This is a genomic window from Pseudomonas sp. LTJR-52 (genome assembly GCF_003691465.1).
GTDB classification, from domain to species: domain Bacteria; phylum Pseudomonadota; class Gammaproteobacteria; order Pseudomonadales; family Pseudomonadaceae; genus Chryseomonas; species Chryseomonas luteola.
Map to the genome: position 1 here is coordinate 249,961 of NZ_CP033105.1, position 16,098 is coordinate 266,058.

Annotated in this window: 16 protein-coding genes; 9 read left to right on the top strand and 7 right to left on the bottom strand. The window is 56.1% G+C overall.

Annotated elements, in window-relative coordinates; all coding sequences use genetic code 11:
- Positions 1 to 133: 133 nt before the first annotated feature.
- Entirely contained in the window at positions 134 to 1,006 is an 873-nt protein-coding gene (locus EAW52_RS01215; protein WP_122041120.1) for an alpha/beta fold hydrolase, read from the bottom strand.
- A gap of 198 nt (positions 1,007 to 1,204) precedes the next feature.
- Here EAW52_RS01215 and EAW52_RS01220 point away from each other — a divergent pair, with 198 nt between their 5' ends.
- Both EAW52_RS01220 and EAW52_RS01225 read left to right on the top strand, forming a co-directional pair.
- Positions 1,205 to 1,915, top strand: coding sequence for a hypothetical protein (locus EAW52_RS01220; protein ID WP_122041121.1), 711 nt, complete (start codon positions 1,205 to 1,207; stop codon positions 1,913 to 1,915).
- Positions 1,916 to 2,565: 650 nt separating this feature from the next.
- A complete protein-coding gene (locus EAW52_RS01225) occupies positions 2,566 to 3,024 on the top strand; it encodes a GNAT family N-acetyltransferase (RefSeq protein WP_122041122.1) in 459 nt (152 codons plus the stop codon).
- A 124-nt stretch (positions 3,025 to 3,148) separates the two neighbouring features.
- Here EAW52_RS01225 and EAW52_RS01230 read toward each other — a convergent pair whose 3' ends face one another.
- Entirely contained in the window at positions 3,149 to 4,384 is a 1,236-nt protein-coding gene (locus EAW52_RS01230; RefSeq protein WP_122041123.1) for a PrpF domain-containing protein, read from the bottom strand.
- Between the two features lie 144 nt (positions 4,385 to 4,528).
- Between EAW52_RS01230 and EAW52_RS25820 the strand changes: the two genes are divergently transcribed.
- The 6 genes from EAW52_RS25820 (at position 4,529) to EAW52_RS01255 (ending at position 9,956) form a co-directional block, all read left to right on the top strand.
- Positions 4,529 to 4,696, top strand: coding sequence for a hypothetical protein (locus tag EAW52_RS25820; RefSeq protein WP_162997563.1), 168 nt, complete (start codon positions 4,529 to 4,531; stop codon positions 4,694 to 4,696).
- Positions 4,697 to 4,899: 203 nt separating this feature from the next.
- On the top strand, positions 4,900 to 6,909 hold the full coding sequence (gene rep / locus EAW52_RS01235; RefSeq protein WP_122041124.1) for a DNA helicase Rep: 2,010 nt from the start codon (positions 4,900 to 4,902) through the stop codon (positions 6,907 to 6,909).
- 331 nt (positions 6,910 to 7,240) lie between these two features.
- Positions 7,241 to 7,771, top strand: a complete 531-nt coding sequence (locus EAW52_RS01240) for a Dps family protein (RefSeq protein ID WP_122041125.1) — start codon at positions 7,241 to 7,243, stop codon at positions 7,769 to 7,771.
- A gap of 274 nt (positions 7,772 to 8,045) precedes the next feature.
- Positions 8,046 to 8,597, top strand: coding sequence for a sugar ABC transporter ATPase (locus EAW52_RS01245; protein ID WP_122041126.1), 552 nt, complete (start codon positions 8,046 to 8,048; stop codon positions 8,595 to 8,597).
- 284 nt (positions 8,598 to 8,881) lie between these two features.
- Positions 8,882 to 9,091: a cold-shock protein gene (locus EAW52_RS01250; protein ID WP_010796478.1), complete on the top strand. Its 210-nt coding sequence runs from the start codon at positions 8,882 to 8,884 to the stop codon at positions 9,089 to 9,091.
- A 184-nt stretch (positions 9,092 to 9,275) separates the two neighbouring features.
- Positions 9,276 to 9,956 (top strand): methyltransferase, encoded by a 681-nt coding sequence (locus tag EAW52_RS01255; RefSeq protein ID WP_122041127.1) that lies wholly within the window; start codon positions 9,276 to 9,278, stop codon positions 9,954 to 9,956.
- Between the two features lie 6 nt (positions 9,957 to 9,962).
- Here the strand turns inward: EAW52_RS01255 and EAW52_RS01260 are convergent, their stop codons facing one another.
- The 4 genes from EAW52_RS01260 to EAW52_RS01275 form a co-directional block, all read right to left on the bottom strand.
- Complete coding sequence (locus tag EAW52_RS01260; protein ID WP_122041128.1) at positions 9,963 to 10,187, bottom strand: hypothetical protein; 225 nt, start codon at positions 10,185 to 10,187, stop codon at positions 9,963 to 9,965.
- 64 nt (positions 10,188 to 10,251) lie between these two features.
- On the bottom strand, positions 10,252 to 11,556 hold the full coding sequence (gene shiA / locus EAW52_RS01265) for a shikimate transporter (protein WP_122041129.1): 1,305 nt from the start codon (positions 11,554 to 11,556) through the stop codon (positions 10,252 to 10,254).
- A gap of 356 nt (positions 11,557 to 11,912) precedes the next feature.
- The gene (locus EAW52_RS01270; RefSeq protein ID WP_010796474.1) at positions 11,913 to 12,104 is read right to left on the bottom strand and encodes a hypothetical protein; all 192 of its coding nucleotides are present in this window, start codon (positions 12,102 to 12,104) and stop codon (positions 11,913 to 11,915) included.
- A 214-nt stretch (positions 12,105 to 12,318) separates the two neighbouring features.
- A complete protein-coding gene (locus EAW52_RS01275; protein WP_122041130.1) occupies positions 12,319 to 12,921 on the bottom strand; it encodes a nitroreductase family protein in 603 nt (200 codons plus the stop codon).
- 68 nt (positions 12,922 to 12,989) lie between these two features.
- Between EAW52_RS01275 and EAW52_RS01280 the strand changes: the two genes are divergently transcribed.
- Positions 12,990 to 14,630: a sugar porter family MFS transporter gene (locus EAW52_RS01280; RefSeq protein WP_256680704.1), complete on the top strand. Its 1,641-nt coding sequence runs from the start codon at positions 12,990 to 12,992 to the stop codon at positions 14,628 to 14,630.
- Positions 14,631 to 14,675: 45 nt separating this feature from the next.
- Here EAW52_RS01280 and EAW52_RS01285 read toward each other — a convergent pair whose 3' ends face one another.
- Complete coding sequence (locus EAW52_RS01285) at positions 14,676 to 15,878, bottom strand: MFS transporter (RefSeq protein WP_122041131.1); 1,203 nt, start codon at positions 15,876 to 15,878, stop codon at positions 14,676 to 14,678.
- Positions 15,879 to 16,098 lie beyond the last annotated feature (220 nt).

Consider the following 16,098-nt stretch of genomic DNA (forward strand, 5'->3'; position numbering starts at 1 on the left):
GCATCCCGCCTGCCACGAATTGCGAGATAAAGGCCGGAAACAACAACGCCCCGAATCATTCGAGGCGTTGCGGGTATGCACATTTAAACAGTCAGCCTGACGAGTGAGCCGACACCCTTCTTTTTATTCATGCCTACAAAAACGCCGTTACCTCATCCAATAAGGCTTCCGGCACTTCTTCCGGCAAGTAATGCCCACCGGGCAACGCCTTGCCCTGCACATCCATCGCCACCTTCTGCCACTCCGCCAGCGGATCAAAGCATTTACCTACGATGCCGTTAGCCCCCCAGAGCGCAAGGGTGGGCATGGTCAGCATTCGATTGGCGGCGCGATCGGCGCGGTCGTGCTCAAGATCGATCGTGGCGCTGGCCCGGTAGTCTTCGCAGATGCCTCTGGCCGTGCCGGGCAATTTGAGGCAGCGCAGATACTCTTCAAACGCGCCATCCATGAACGGTGCAAGGCCTGCGCTGCGAGTGCCCATAACGCTGCGCAGGTAGAGATCCGGGTCGGCGTCGATAAGGGTTTCTGGCAGCGGCGCCGGGCGGATCAGGAAAAACCAGTGCCAATAGGCGCGAGCAAAGGCTTCGTCGGTCTGGTTGTACATAGCCAGCGTAGGGGCGATGTCGAGCAGGATCATTCGCCGTACCGCGGCGGGGTGATCCATCGCCAGACGGTGGGCCACTCGGGCGCCGCGGTCATGGGCGAGCAGATCAAATGTGTCGAAGCCCAACGTTTGCATGAGCTCGATATTGTCTTGCGCCAGAGTGCGCTTGGCATACGTCAGGTGCTGCGGGTCAGCAGGCGGCTTGCCGCTATCGCCATAACCGCGCAGGTCCGCCGCCACAACGGTGAATCGCTCAGCCAGCACAGGCGCTACCTTGCGCCAGATAATATGTGTTTGCGGATGCCCATGCAGCAGGAGCAATCCAGGCCCACTACCTCCGATCCGGTAGGCAATATCGACACCGTTAACATGGCACTGCGCTTTTTGAAAACCAGAGAACATGGGTGGGCGCTCCAGGCTGAGGTCAGGTTTATCCGGTGTACCGATTAGCGGCCCCGTTGAAAAGAGCCGGTGCCTAAAAAGGTGGACGACACGCTGTTTTAACTATCGTTGGCAAACGGCCATTATTTTTTTGCCAAGAGCGATTTATTTCACATTTTTGCACTCAAAGGGGCTCCGTCACTCATACCCTAAAACAATATGAGACTACCTACTCTCCTTTCCCGCCCCTTACTGAACGCGCTGGCCTTCACGACCTTAGCCTTGGGGAGCCATGCGGCGCTGGCTGCCGAGCCGTCTACCGCTGTGCCAGCCGCCGTCAGTCAGGTGAACGCTTCCGTTACCAGCTCCATCAATGACTTCACTAATGAGGACTGGCAGAACGGGGTCTATCGCAAGGCCGCAGGCTTTTCGATTCCGGCCACGCAGACCAACCAGAATGCGTTCAAGCCTGGAGCAAAGGTGCTCCTGGCAACAGGCGCGGTTGTGTCGGTCAAGCAGGTGCAGGTTGGCGACAAGAACATGGCCGTGTGGGTAGAGGGTCCGCTGCTGGATGGCAGCGCTGTAGGTTATCCGCGTCGGCTGACGGTTGGGCTCAATGGCAGCGATCCCGTCCCGCCCAAGGTCGTGCCGCAGGAAGAGTTCAGCACGCGTATCAATAACCTTACGAACGAGGACTGGCTCAAAGGCGTGTATCGAAAGGCAGCCGGTTTTTCCATTCCCGTTACCGCCATGAACCGCAAGGGCTTCAAGCCCGGCGCAACCGTACGCCTGGGAGATGGGCAAGAGCTGCTGGTGAAATCCGCCCAGGTAGTGGGGACAAGCATGGCGGTGTTTCTGGACAGTCCCGTATTGAATCCAGAATTGGTGGGATATCCGAAAAGACTGAGGTTCATTGCACCCGCACCTTGATAGGTTAACTAGCCTAGCTAAAACTAGCGAAGACCCGTAAAACATAGCAAAGATAGCAAGCCATGATAAAAAGCCTGACTTAGCTAATGATCTAGAAATAATTAATTCCGAAATAAAAGAATGGCAGTTGTATTTAAACACAATAACAGGGGTGCTTTTCTTTACATTTGCTATTGCAGCTCTAGGCACCCCCATATATTAGCTTTGGGCCTTATTTGGCTTAATTGGCTTGCGTTTTTAACGTCTTCAGTAACATCTCCAAGGCATCACGCACGCCAAATCAGAAATTTATTTTAAATGTTTTATATAGCGACAGGCATTATTTAAAATAGGAAAACTTATTTTAGAAACAACAGGCTTAACATATAAATATATATGTGACTCAGGATAGAATGCGGGGGTATAAAGACACCTATCGCCAGCCGGGATCTATCTAAAAAACTTAGATTGCCATCATGAGCAATTTGAGACGCTTCTCTAACTTATTAACGTTACGTGAAGATAAGATGTTAAAAGAAGCTATAGGCTGGGTAACAAGACTTTCAGACAGAGCATAATCAATAATTTGTTGACTCGTTTCAGAGCTGATAGGAGGCTTTAGAGCACATCTTGAAAAGTCTTTCCTTCTGACTACTTTGCAAGAGAATGCTATGACCTCACTTACCATACGACGCGCTACGCTTGATGACCTTCCCTCCATCGTTTCGCTATTGGCCAATGATACGCTTGGCGCAACACGCGAAGACAATAGTCTTCCGCTACAGGCTGCTTATGTACAAGCGTTTGAGGCCATTAACGCAGACGCCAATCAATTTCTGGCTGTCGCGGTAGTTGATGGGCTGGCAGTAGGTACATTGCAACTATCCTTTTTGCCCTATATCTCCCACTTGGGTTCATGGCGAGCTCAGATTGAGGCCGTGCGCGTACACGAGCAGATGCGAGGAAGTGGACTGGGCCGACGTCTATTCGAATGGGCATTCGATCAGGCTCGTCAGCGAGGCTGCCGAATGATCCAGCTCACCTGCGACCGTGCCCGGCCAGATGCTCATCGATTTTACGAATCGCTAGGTTTCACACCAAGCCATACGGGTTTCAAAATGAAGCTCTGATCCTATAAACGACATGCTCAACAAGTGGCTTGCATTTGTGGAAGGCTGCAAGCACCCCGCTGTGACAGCGCCTATAACCTAACGGCATGTTCAGTCTAGACAGTCTGTTAGGTTCGACTAAATGCTAGGAGAGCTCTTTCAAGGCCCTAATCAGCTCGCTAGAGGCTTGGTACAGCGGTACGTGTCCCCGCATGAGGATTTGAGTACTGCGTCGGTAGGCAGCGGCCTTGATCTCAATATGATCGGCAGCACTTCTAGCTGTCACAATTGTATCCAACTTGCCAGCCGGGTTTTCGATGCTGACCTGGATATCGCAATATTCTGTTTTAAGCGTCTTTACCCCCACCGCCACCCTGCTTGCCGTACTGCCAGGCAACAAACAGGCTGCAGCCAGGCAGCATCCGCCTGAAACGGCCATTGATGCATGACCTGTTTGCGGAGTGAAGTAACGCACCGCCACATGCCCCCCATTGCGAGGAGAGCCAACGATACAGACTTTGGGAATTGTCTCGCTCCGCTCAATTTCTGCTCGAGTCATGAGTTTGCCATCTCGTCGGCAAAGCTTCATCTTAAGTCCTGCCTCAACCCAGACGTGTCGAAGTTGAGCCATGAACTCCGTATCGCTTTCAAGTTCTGCCATAGGCTCATGACCTGTTTTACCAAAGCTGGCAGCGTTGGCGATTACCATAGGCACGGCGACATCGACACATGACACCTCATGTCCCGCGATCACATCGACTACCGCGCCTGTTGGCAGTAACGTGCCAGTCTTATTGCCTACCGGGGATTGCAAAAACAGATCAACACTTGGAAATGCACCGAGCACACCGGGTATTTCGGCAACCGAAAACTTACCGTTCTCTTCACGTGACATGCGGCTGACGGTTAAGACACCGGTATTGGTATTCTGAATCTCAATGTCGAACGCACCAACTGCCGGCGCAGCTATCATGCCGGTATCGATCGCCCAGAGAGATAGTGCTGAAGACATATTTCCGCAATTCACACTCCAGTCAATCTCACCATGGTCACTGGCCAATTGCGCAAGGGTGCTAATGATTCGGTCACCTGTGGGGGACTTTTCGATCCTTGCCAAGAATACCTTGTTACTGGTCGCTGGCCCTCGCCCAAGCCCTGTTAGCTGACGATTGCCGGAGATGTGACCGGAGGACGGAACCCCCATAATATGGCGCAGGAGCTCTGCCCGAAGCGCTTCATCACCGGGCACCAGCGGCTCCCAGATCACCACACCTGTAGAGGTCCCACCCCTCATATAGTGCACCGGAATCTCCGGAACGCCAGAACTGAAGCGGCACCGAAACTCGTTTCCGTTAATCGCTGGTATTTTAAATTCGTGCATATCTTTTACCTTAATGATTCGGAACGGTAGATGGGCAGGCCTCGGTAGCTGTAATGGGGCTCAGTCATGGCATGGTATGTAGTGTAAACGAGCCGGACTGCTCCTTGAGTAGTGCCTCTTCTTCTCTGTCTCATGATTGATCGGATGAAACTGCTTAAAGATGCGGTTGGCTTTCTGGGAGCTACGCTTAAGACGTTACCTTATAAAGTGCATACGGTACTCACCGACAACAGCACTCAGTTGGCCACCGTATTGAATCCAGACCTGGTGGGATATCCGAAAAGGCTGAGGTTCATTGCACCCGCACCTTGATAGAGTGCAGGCGTGATTGGAAGGAGGCGCTTGGCACGGCCATGTCGGATGCCTCTCCCCTTGATGGATATCGCCTTGCCTACGGGTTAGGTGCTCCGATCCAGGCTGCGGCGCTATATGACTACCGTCAGCCAACCGGTGCCCTATCGTGCCATCACCGCTGGTAGAATGCGCCGCCTGTTCCACCAGCCCTCGATGTCTCCATGTCCCGATTGAATCCTCGTCAACAGGAAGCCGTAAATTACATCAGCGGGCCGCTCCTGGTGCTGGCCGGTGCCGGTTCCGGCAAGACCAGCGTGATCACCCGCAAGATCGCCTACCTGATCCAGCAGTGCGGTATCCGCGCCCAGTACATTTGTGCCGTGACCTTTACCAACAAGGCCGCGCGGGAGATGAAGGAGCGGGTCAGCAGCCTGTTGCGTGGCGGGGAAGGCAAGGGTCTGACCGTATCGACCTTCCACAACCTGGGCCTAAACATTATCCGCAAGGAATACGCCAAGCTGGGTTACAAGCCGGGCTTCTCCATCTTCGATGAGGGCGACATCAAGGCGCTGCTCACGGACATCATGCAGAAGGAGTATTCCGGAGACGACGGCGCCGATGAGATCAAAAATTACATTGGTACCTGGAAGAATGACCTGATTTTGCCTGAAGAGGCGCTGGCCAAGGCCCGTAATCCCAAGGAGCAGACCGCCGCCGTGGTGTACATGCACTACCAGCGCACGCTCAAAGCGTACAACGCGGTGGATTTTGACGATCTGATCCTGATGCCGGTCAAGCTCTTCCAGGACAACCCCGACGTCCTGGAAAAATGGCGCAACCGTATTCGCTACATGCTGGTGGACGAATACCAGGACACCAACGCGAGCCAGTACCTGCTGGTCAAACTTCTGGTGCAGGATCGCGCGCAGTTCACCGTAGTGGGCGACGATGACCAGTCCATTTATGCGTGGCGTGGGGCACGGCCGGAAAACCTCATGCAGCTCAAGGATGACTTTCCTTCGCTCAAGGTCGTGATGCTGGAGCAGAACTATCGCTCCACCAGCCGTATTCTCAAGTGCGCAAATATCCTGATCGCTAACAACCCGCACGTGTTCGAAAAGCAGCTGTGGAGCGAGATGGGTCATGGCGACCCGATCCGCGTGATCCGCTGCCGCAACGAGGATGCCGAGGCCGAGCGCATCGCGCTGGAAATCCTTACCCTGCACCTGAAGACGCAACGCCCATACTCGGACTTTGCCATCCTCTACCGGGGCAACCACCAGGCCAAACTGATGGAACTCAAGCTCCAGCACCATCAGATTCCGTATCGGCTGTCGGGCGGCACGAGCTTCTTTTCCCGACAGGAGGTAAAGGACCTGATGTCCTATTTCCGCCTGCTGGTAAACCCGGACGATGACAACGCTTTCCTGCGTGTGATCAACGTACCGCGCCGCGAGATCGGCTCGACAACGCTTGAAAAGCTTGGCAACTACGCCACGCAGCGGCAGATCTCCATGTATGCCGCAGCCGATGAGATGGGGCTGTCCGAGCACCTGGACGCGCGCTACACCGAGCGCCTTGCCCGCTTCAAGCGCTTTATCGATGGCGTGCGCCAGCAGTGCGCCCAGAATGACCCGATCATGGCGCTACGCAGCATGGTCATGGACATCGACTACGAGAATTGGATTCGCCAGAACGCCTCCAGCGACAAGGTGGCCGAATTCCGCATGGGCAACGTCTGGTTCCTGATCGACGCGCTGAAGAACACGCTCGAAAAGGACGAAGACGGCGACATGACCATTGAAGAGGCCATCGCCAAGCTCGTCCTGCGGGACATGCTTGAACGCCAGCAGGAAGAAGAGGAAGGCGCCGATGGTGTGCAGATGATGACGCTGCACGCCTCCAAGGGCCTGGAGTTTCCCTACGTGTTCATCATGGGCATGGAGGAAGAAATTCTTCCGCACCGCTCCAGCATCGAGACGGACAGCGTGGAAGAAGAACGCCGCCTGGCCTATGTAGGCATTACCCGCGCTCGCCAGACGCTGGCCTTTACCTTTGCCGCCAAGCGAAAGCAATACGGCGAGGTGATCGACTGCACGCCAAGTCGCTTCCTGGATGAACTGCCACCGGAGGATCTGGAGTGGGAGGGTCAGGAGGATGCGCCGGTAGAGGTCAAGGCGGCACGGGGCAATGATGCGCTGGCCGCGATGCGGGCTATGCTCAAGCGGTAGATTTGCTTGTGGAACGATGAGAAAGGTTAAGCGCGATGGATTGAGCGAAGCGATACCCATAAGGCGCCAACGCAAGCGCCCTGGCCTTTGGCCTTTTCCATCGCTTCACACACCTAAAGCGCGCCCCTTGACCTACCCCTTGCAGGGAACGTTCACCCCTATTTTCAGGCTTGCCGCTTTGTTCACACTTCAAGGCCAAAACGACCGGTAATCAGCCTGATGGAAAAAAGCCATGAGCAAACTGAGGGTTTCTGGGGTCAATTGAATATCGGTTTTGTATGACCGTTTATCTCTAACGGTCTTTTTCGATATTCAACAGAGAGGTCTAGATATGGCTACTGCAAATGCCAAGCAAGAACTGAAATCCGTTGAAACCATTAATGCCCGCGCGTCCACTGGTCAGGACGCTACCCTGACTCAACAGGGTGAAATTGGTAAGGCGTTGAGCGTACTGTTGTCTGACGTTTTCGCTCTGTATATCAAGACCAAGAATTACCACTGGCACATGCACGGCACCCACTTCCGCGACTATCACCTGTTGCTGGAAGAGCAGGCAACCCAGTTGTTCGCCATGACTGACCCCATGGCCGAGCGTGCACGCAAGATCGGTCAGCCCACCATTCGCTCCCTGGAGCAGATGGTGCAGCAAAAGCGTCTGGCCAGCAGCGAAGCTGAAGACCTGACCGCTGAGCAGATGCTGGAAGAGCTGTATGCCGATAACCAGGCGCTGGCTGCGTTCATGCGCACTACCCACACCCTGACCAGCGATGGTAATGATGTGGCGACCACCAGCCTGCTGGAAGAGTGGATCGACCAAGCTGAAGAGCGCGCCTGGTTCCTAGGCAAGACTGTCGGTAAGTAAGTATCATTGGCAGGCTTTGGCTCTCTTTTGTAGAGACGCCTGAGCACTGCTGAATTCGATCAATCCGGAATCCTGCAGGGTTCCGGATTTTTTATGCCTGTCGCTTATGTTCGCTCTGCCAGCTGCCATAACTCCCTCTGCCTCGGCGCATACATAACATTCCCTGTACAACGGGTCGATCTGAGCGAAAATAACGGTTTGTTGTTTTAAGACCCGAACGTGAATGTAACCCTGTTCAGGCCGCGTCTTCCCAGCCCCTACACAGACCGCACGTATGTACGATAACCAGCTTATCCTCGTTCCATCCATTTCCACCCTGCCAGGCCATGAAGCCAAGGCATTGAGCGCGCTGCGCTGGCTGATACGCAGGGGCATCGTACAGGAACAGGTAACGACCTGCGGCCGCGGCTCGCGGGGCATGGCCTACGGCATTGCCCCAGGTGCCGAACGGGTGGTCAGATACCCCGAACGTCTGCCGTTCGGTCATCCTGTCAACGGACTGGAAATCATCACTCGCCGCTGCATCTTTACGCCGGACAAGGGATTCAAGGAGGAGGCGGGCTGCCCGGAGTGCCGCCAGGAGATCGGTGAAGCGCTGTTCGATAGCCTGGAAGACTGGATGCCCGGCCATACCGATAATTTTCGCTGCCCCGAATGTGGACACGAAGATGACATCAACGGGTTCCTGTTCCTGCAGCCCTGTGGCTTTTCCAATCTGGGCTTTATTTTCAACGGCTGGGCAAAAGCGGTCTTTCAGCCCACCTTTCTTGAAGAGTTTGCCGAACGGCTTGGCTATGGCATTACACAGGTAACGGTTGAGCTCTGAACGAGGATCCGGTAATAGAAGGCGAGGAACACAAAAATAATTAAACAGGCAGAGCGTTGATAAATAAGAGAATTGTGCCTACTGCCGCTGCTTGCCGGAAAATAAAGGTATACAACGGCTCAAAAGCGCGTATGGTGACGTCACTGCTCTGCAATTGTCACTTCGATACCCTGGCTTGATGTACTGCTTCACGTTTCATCTCCTTGGCTCGTTTTACTTTCGCATCTCAGTCTCGGCCTGAACGGTTCAGCGCCGCAGTCTTAATTTTACCTTGGAGATACATCATGTCTACTCGCCAAACGGGTACCGTCAAGTGGTTCAACGATGAGAAAGGTTTCGGCTTCATCACGCCTGAGAGCGGTCCTGACCTGTTCGTTCATTACCGTTCGATCGAAAGCGCCGGCTTCAAGAGCCTGAGCGAAGGTCAGCGCGTTTCTTTCGTGGCCGTCAAGGGCCAGAAAGGCATGCAGGCTGATCAGGTTCAAGTCGTCTAAGACGCCTGATCCAAAAAGCCCCGCCTAGCGGGGCTTTTTTATTGCCTGCGTTTTTTAAAGTCGGCTGTTCGCCGCTATCGCCTCAATGGCAAGCCCTTCGTCCTGTACTGCTGCTCTTTCAGAGTGGTGCCTGTTCGATCAAGCCCTGTCTTGACGCCAACATCATCCAACCTAATGGATCAGCATGTCCGGTTATCGAATCAAATATCAAACCGTCACCGTTGGTGATGTGGATTTTCACATCCAGTCCCTGAAAGACCATCAGCAATACTATGATCCCAACGGCGAAGCGGAGCTGCTGGGTATCTCGCCCGAAAGCTGGCCGCTGTTTGGTCAGGTCTGGCCTTCAAGCTATGTACTGGCTACGGCCATGCAGACCATTGATCTCAAGGGCAAACGTATCCTGGAGTTGGGGGCGGGTCTCGCCTTGGCCAGCCTCGTAGTGCATAGCCGGGGCGGCAACATGACGGTGAGTGACTACCACCCGTTGATCCCGACCTTTCTGAACGAGAACCTACGGCTCAATAACCTGGGGCCGATCAAATACCAGGCGGCAGATTGGGGCAGCACTGATCTGGACCTGGGCCAGTTCGATCTCATCATCGGCAGTGACCTGATCTACGAGCGCGACCAGCCTGCCATCCTGGCCGACTTCATTGACCGACATTCGGCGGATGAAGTGGACATCATCATTGTCGACCCAGACCGCCGCCAGCGCTCTAGCTTCTGCCGTGAGATGGAGGAGCTGGAATACTCGTATCGAAGTACGCGAGCAGACTGTGTACTGAGTACCGGCGAAGCCTATAAAGGGTCATTCCTGCATTTTCATCGGGACGAGGCCACACTGGGCCTCGCCATCGGTTAGGTTTTCCTACAGCGGGCCGGGGTCTGGAATCGGGCCGGGAATCTTGGCTGGCTCTTCCAGGTTCTCGCGCGCTTCTTCAGGCAGGTCTTCCGGGCGGGTCTCAGGATCGAGTTCGCTTTCCAGCTCGCTATCGGCTTCGTCGAGGTCGTTCAAAGGCGCCTGATCAGCACAAAAGAGGCCTATAACGGCCGGATAAGGCGCGACCGCTGAAAGGTTCGGGTACGTCAGCATCGGAATATCCTCATGGCTGGGCTCTTTTGTTTAGTCCAGCCACCCGAGGATAGGTTGCAACCGCTTACCGATGGCGCATCCGTGCCGCTACGAGTAAGGACACGAGGCAGCCGCCAGCCAGATACGCCGCGACCAGATGCCAGGACCCGTTGTTGGCACTGACCAGCGAGGCGGCAATGAACGGTGTAAAGCCGCCGCCCACCACGCTGGCAACCTGATAACCGACACCGGCCCCGCTGTAGCGATACTCGGTGCCAAAGGCTTCCGTGAACAGCGGCTGTTGCACGCTGACGATCATGTCATGGGCCATGTTGGCAAGCATGACGGCAAAGAACACGATCCAGCCAATCGAGCGCGCTTCCAGGGCCAGGAAGAAGGGCACAGCCGAGAGCACACCAATCGTGGCGCCGATCAGGTAGATGCGGCGCAGCCCGTAGCGGTCCGCCAGCCAGGCAAAACAGGGAATGGTTACGCAGCTGATGGCACCCACCAGCAGGCCGATATTCAGGAACAGCTCGCGGGAAAGGCCCAGGTTGGCAATCGAATAACTGAGCGCAAAGGTCGTCACGATGTACATGGTGAACAATTCAGCCATACGCAGCGCGATGATCAGGAGGAACGCGCGTGGATGGCGACGTAGCGCTTCCACGATGGGTAGCTTGACGGCCTTGTGAGCCTGTCTGACCTCACGCACGAACTCGCGGGATTCTTCCATACTGGAGCGCACCCATAATGCAATCAGCACAAGCACGATGCTAAACAGAAATGGCAGGCGCCAGCCCCAGCTGTGAAAGGCTTCATCGCTCAAAAAACGATCAAGTAGCGATACGCTGCCCGTGGCCAGGATCAACCCTACGCCAAAGCCTACCTGCACGCCGCTACTGTAGAAGGCACGCCGGAGCGGCGGTGCACTCTCCACGGCCATCAGGGCCGCGCCGCCCCACTCGCCGCCTACGGCAAACCCCTGGATGGCACGCAAAATAACCAACAGCACAGGTGCCCACCAGCCAATGCTCGCATAAGTCGGCAATAGGCCAATCAGGGCGGTCGAAATGCCCATGAGCATAACCGTCAGCACCAGCATGCGTTTGCGGCCAAGCTTGTCGCCGTAGTGACCGAATATAAAACCACCCAGGGGACGGAACAGAAAGCCCACGCCAAAGGTGGCGAAGGCAGCCAATGTCCCCATGGCCGGGCTTACGTTGGGAAAGAACTCCTTGTTGAAAATCAGCGCCGCCACGATGCCGTAGAGCAGAAAGTCGTACCAGTCCACAACCGCCCCGACAAAACTGCCAAGGGCGGCCTTGCGGGCCTGTGAATCGGAGCGCCCCGGGGGCGATGCGTCGGTTGCGTGGGTCATTGCGGTCATGGCTTGGGTACTGATAACAGGAGGCGAGCCGTCAGAAGTAGCTCAAAAATCCGCCCGTCGGCATGTTCATACTGCAGGTACAGGAGGGAAAGCAGACGGGAAGGTGTGAAACAGGCGCAGGGGTGGCCGATTACTCGTACGTCATACAGGACGGAGCAAACAGGCAAGGCGCAGAGAGATACATAGGGACGTCCTTATAGTTTTAATGGGCTATACGAAGAGAAGGCTTCGCACCAGAGGACGGGATAGTGTGTTGCGAGGGGTTATAAGGTCAACTGTAGGGTCACGTACAGCTCATGAAGAACGTGACCGTTAGTCGATTGACACCTGTGGCAGGACGCCAAAGGAGCGGCAAATCATTCGTCCATTAACTTCTTGCGATCTTCCACCGGCAGGCTGCGGGTCTCGGGATCGAGATCCTCCAGTTCGCCGTCGGCTTCGTCCAGGTCATTAAGAGGAGCCTGATCCGCGCACCAGAGCTCATTGGCCGCAAGCAGGGTGCTGTAGTTGGCCAGGCGGCAGGTGTGTGCAGGAATACCGGTAATCATCTTGAGTCCCTCCCAGGAAATACCGATGAATGCTGTTTTAGCTTAGTCCGGTAATCGCAGCGGGAGGTTGCAACCGATCATCGGTTGGTGTGGCGAAGGGTGTCTTGCTGAAGAGGCGGATGGCTATCCGACTTTCATACACAGGATGGTTGAACGCAGCGGCTCTCATCACAGGCGCCTGATCTCGAAGATCAGGCGCCTGATAACGGACAGCTTAGAAGCGGTCGCGAATGACCACTTCGTCGTAGGGCAGCTTGCCAGTGCGCGCATGCGCCGGCTCGGCGGCCTTGCCGACGGAAATCATCAGGCTGACGACATGGTCGTCCGGCAGATTGATCAGCTGGCCAACGGCCTCGAAATCAAAGCCGACCATAGGGCAGCTGTCATAGCCCATGCCCTTGGCAGCCAGCATCAGCGTCTGGGCCACCAGGCCAGTGCTGCGCATGGCTTCGTCACGCTGGGTCTGTGGCTTGTCACGATAGTACGCGTCGATAGCGGGCACCATGAAGTCCTGCACGGCCTGGGGAGCTTCGCTCCAGATACGGGCGGCATTCTTCTCCCAGCTGGCAACATCGGCACACACGATGACGAGCAAAGAGGAATCGGTAATCTGGGCCTGATCCCAACCTACCGCACGAATCTGCTGACGCAGCGCCGGATCTGTCACTGCCACCAGACGCACATGCTGCAGGTTGAACGACGTCGGCGCCAGCAGGGCATGGCTCAGCAGTTGGCGCTGCTCGTCATCGCTCATGCGGTGAGAAGCATCGTAATGACGGATAGCGCGACGTGCATCGATGGTTTCAAGGATATTCATACTGCGTTCCTTTAAAGAAAAGTCAGGCCAGCACAAGCGTTTGGAGCCGCAACGGCCGTTTGGAAATCGTGGCGCAGAACGTAAAGGATAGCCGCGTATTTATCCAATCAAGCGTACTGATTCATTCCATCGATATCGCCAATACCGCTTCGCTAGCTGTTTTTGCTGAAACGATTGCGCAAAAAGGTGATCGAATCCCGTTTGATGACAATTTGTTTCTGAACCCTGTGGAGTCAGAGCAGTCTTTTAGCGGTTCGCCTGCTCTGGCAGGCGCGTCTGGATACAATAAAAGCAGGCAGCATTACATGGAATCTCCCACGCTCACCCTCTCGGCCCCTGCCGCTCCGGCACGTAAAGGCCTCGTCCTTCTCATCGCAATCATCGCCGCCCTGGGTGGCCTTCTCTTCGGTTACGACACTGGCATCATTGGCGTCGCCCTGCTCGGCCTTGGCCGTGAGTTCGCCCTGAATGACACCCTCAAGCAGCTCGTCACGGGTGCCATCATCTTTGGTGCGCTGTTTGGTTGCCTGGGTACCGGTCCGATCTCCGATCGACTCGGCCGGCGCCGAACCATCATCCTGGTGGGCATAGTATTTGCGCTCGGGTCGATCCTGTCGGCCGTCTCGCCCAACGTAACGCTGCTGATCCTGTCGCGCTTTCTGCTTGGCCTGAGTGCCGGCAGCTCGACGCAGATCATTCCGGTCTACATTGCCGAAGTGGCCCCGCCACAGCATCGCGGAAAGCTGGTGGTACTGTTCCAATTCATGGTGGTCAGCGGCATTACCGTCGCCTATTTCACCGGCTTTGCGCTGGACGAGCACTGGCGCTGGATGTTTGCGCTGGGCGTGGTTCCGGCCGTGATCCTGCTCGCCGGTATGTCGGTACTGCCTGAAAGTCCACGCTGGCTCCTGTCCCGTGGACGCGAGCAGGACGCACTGGCGGTCCTGGAGCGCGTCCGTGGTGATGAGGCGGCTGCCCGCCGGGAGCTGACCGAAATCAAGACCGTGAGCGATGCACCGGAAGGCACCTGGCGGGACCTGCTCCAGCCCTGGGTTCGCCCTGCGTTGCTCGTGGGTGCCTGCATCTCTATGTTCTCGCAGATCACCGGCAACAACGCCCTTGTCTATTACGCACCGACTATTCTGACTCAGGCGGGCTTTTCCGATCAGACGGCGGTTCTGGCCACTGGCTGCAGCACCATCCTGGTGGTGATCATGACCGTGATCGGCAGCCTCCTGGTGGACCGCATCGGCCGCCGTCGCTACCTGCTGATCCTGATCCCCGGCTCGATCATTGCGCTGGCCATCATGGGCTACCTGTTCCAGGGTGCAGGCCCCACCACTGACGTGCAGCGCTGGCTGGTCGTGGGTTGTCTGGCGGCCTACCTGATGTTCAACTGCGGCGGCTTCGGTGTGTGCATCTGGCTGATCAACTCGGAAGTCTACCCACTGTTCGTGCGCGGCAAGGGCGCCAGCGTTGGGGCCTTCAGCCACTGGTTCTTCGATCTGGTCGTCACGCTGACTACGCTGAGCCTAGTAACGTGGCTGGGCGCTGCCCATACGTTCTGGGTTTATGCCGGAATCTCGTTGCTGGCTCTGGTCTTCATCTGGCGCTTCGTGCCTGAAACCCGTGGCAAGAGCCTGGAGAAGATCGAACACGAGCTGCGTGAGCACCGCTTCTACCCCTACCAGCAGCGCCACGACCACTGACGCTGCATGGCATGGCCCAACCGCATGAGGTTGGGCCATTTCTCCTTACGCCCTGCCAGTCCTGCGCTGGCGGGACTGCACGATCCACATGATCACCATCGCCAGAAGCGGCACCAGCGTCACCACGGCGGCAAAGAATTCCCCTGTCTGCCGTAGCCCGAATGCCTCCGCCGATACCCCTACGCCAATTACCGGCACCGACATCGCCACGTAATAGGTCACAAAGAGCGTTGAGGTTACAGCTGCCTTGTGTTCACGTGGGCTGGCACCTGTCACGGCGTTCATACCGGCTCGAAACACGATGCCCTGGCCCACTCCTGCGATTACCGTTCCCAATAGCAGAAACCCGACCTGTGCAGTGGCAATGCTGACACCAATAGTGGCCGTGCCCAGTGATAGGGCAATGCAGCCAATCGTCATGTGTAAGTGTGCGGGCAGCTTTTTCAGCAATGCCTGCCCGATGATGGATGAGACAAACAGCAGGCAGATAACCGCGCCAATGGTAACGCCATGGGTATGCCCCATGACTTGGCCCATAATGGCCGGCACAACCGCTGTAAACAGCCCCGCCACGCTAAAACCCGCCATCCCCGAGAGGGCAGCTGGGATAAACAGGGCTCGCACCTCCCGCGGCAGATGAGGCTTCTGTATTCGTAACCTCGGCTTAGCCGGGCGCTGGACCGTCTCGTGTGCCAACAGCACACCCACTGCTGCAACAACCAATAAGATCAGGTACAGGCTGAACACCAGGTGCGTCGGATAGGGCAGATACGTCGATAGGAGGCCTGCTACCAGAGGGCCCAACCCCAACCCAAGCATATTGGAGGCCGTAGCCACCAGGGTCGAGATATTGCGCCACGGCTCAGGCGCTAGCTCCAAGACGGCCACAGTGGCCGTACCGGTATAAATCCCGGCGGAAAAACCGGAGAACAACCGTGCCAGCATCAATCCGCCAATGCTGTGGCTGAAAAGAAACATCACCGTACTGATGGCCGACAACGCGATACCGGCCAACAGCATCGGTCGCCGTCCCAGCTGATCAGACCAGCGTCCCGCCACCAGCAGCGCCGCAATCACGCCTGCCGCATAAATGGAAAAGATCAACGTCACCCATGTTTCACCAAAGCCCATCTCCCGTTGATAAAACACATACAGCGGCGTGGGCAGTGTGGTACCCATCATCGTGATCAGAAAGGCACAGGCCACCCAAATAAAGGCGCGACGGGGATGTGAAGCACTCGCAGGCATGCTTGCTCCTAGGCGTATTGATCATTATTTGAACAGCCCGACCGGAGGTGGTCGGGAAAGCGGTAGACCGAACGCGATGGCGAAGCGTTCGGTATGAAGGACAGCCCGGAGAGGGTTTAGCCTGGCGGAATGCCTAGCTCGACGGGTGTCTTGTGAGAATGAAATGATGGGTATGGCTCTGCTCAACTCATCCCAAGAAGCGTTTTGTGACGAGGCCGGT

Coding starts and splice junctions, on each gene's coding strand:
- EAW52_RS01215 (WP_122041120.1), bottom strand. CDS start 1,006: ATGTTCTCTGGTTTTCAAAAAGCGCAGTGCCATGTTAACGGTGTCGAT.
- EAW52_RS01220 (WP_122041121.1), top strand. CDS start 1,205: ATGAGACTACCTACTCTCCTTTCCCGCCCCTTACTGAACGCGCTGGCC.
- EAW52_RS01225 (WP_122041122.1), top strand. CDS start 2,566: ATGACCTCACTTACCATACGACGCGCTACGCTTGATGACCTTCCCTCC.
- EAW52_RS01230 (WP_122041123.1), bottom strand. CDS start 4,384: ATGCACGAATTTAAAATACCAGCGATTAACGGAAACGAGTTTCGGTGC.
- EAW52_RS25820 (WP_162997563.1), top strand. CDS start 4,529: ATGAAACTGCTTAAAGATGCGGTTGGCTTTCTGGGAGCTACGCTTAAG.
- rep (WP_122041124.1), top strand. CDS start 4,900: ATGTCCCGATTGAATCCTCGTCAACAGGAAGCCGTAAATTACATCAGC.
- EAW52_RS01240 (WP_122041125.1), top strand. CDS start 7,241: ATGGCTACTGCAAATGCCAAGCAAGAACTGAAATCCGTTGAAACCATT.
- EAW52_RS01245 (WP_122041126.1), top strand. CDS start 8,046: ATGTACGATAACCAGCTTATCCTCGTTCCATCCATTTCCACCCTGCCA.
- EAW52_RS01250 (WP_010796478.1), top strand. CDS start 8,882: ATGTCTACTCGCCAAACGGGTACCGTCAAGTGGTTCAACGATGAGAAA.
- EAW52_RS01255 (WP_122041127.1), top strand. CDS start 9,276: ATGTCCGGTTATCGAATCAAATATCAAACCGTCACCGTTGGTGATGTG.
- EAW52_RS01260 (WP_122041128.1), bottom strand. CDS start 10,187: ATGCTGACGTACCCGAACCTTTCAGCGGTCGCGCCTTATCCGGCCGTT.
- shiA (WP_122041129.1), bottom strand. CDS start 11,556: ATGACCGCAATGACCCACGCAACCGACGCATCGCCCCCGGGGCGCTCC.
- EAW52_RS01270 (WP_010796474.1), bottom strand. CDS start 12,104: ATGATTACCGGTATTCCTGCACACACCTGCCGCCTGGCCAACTACAGC.
- EAW52_RS01275 (WP_122041130.1), bottom strand. CDS start 12,921: ATGAATATCCTTGAAACCATCGATGCACGTCGCGCTATCCGTCATTAC.
- EAW52_RS01285 (WP_122041131.1), bottom strand. CDS start 15,878: ATGCCTGCGAGTGCTTCACATCCCCGTCGCGCCTTTATTTGGGTGGCC.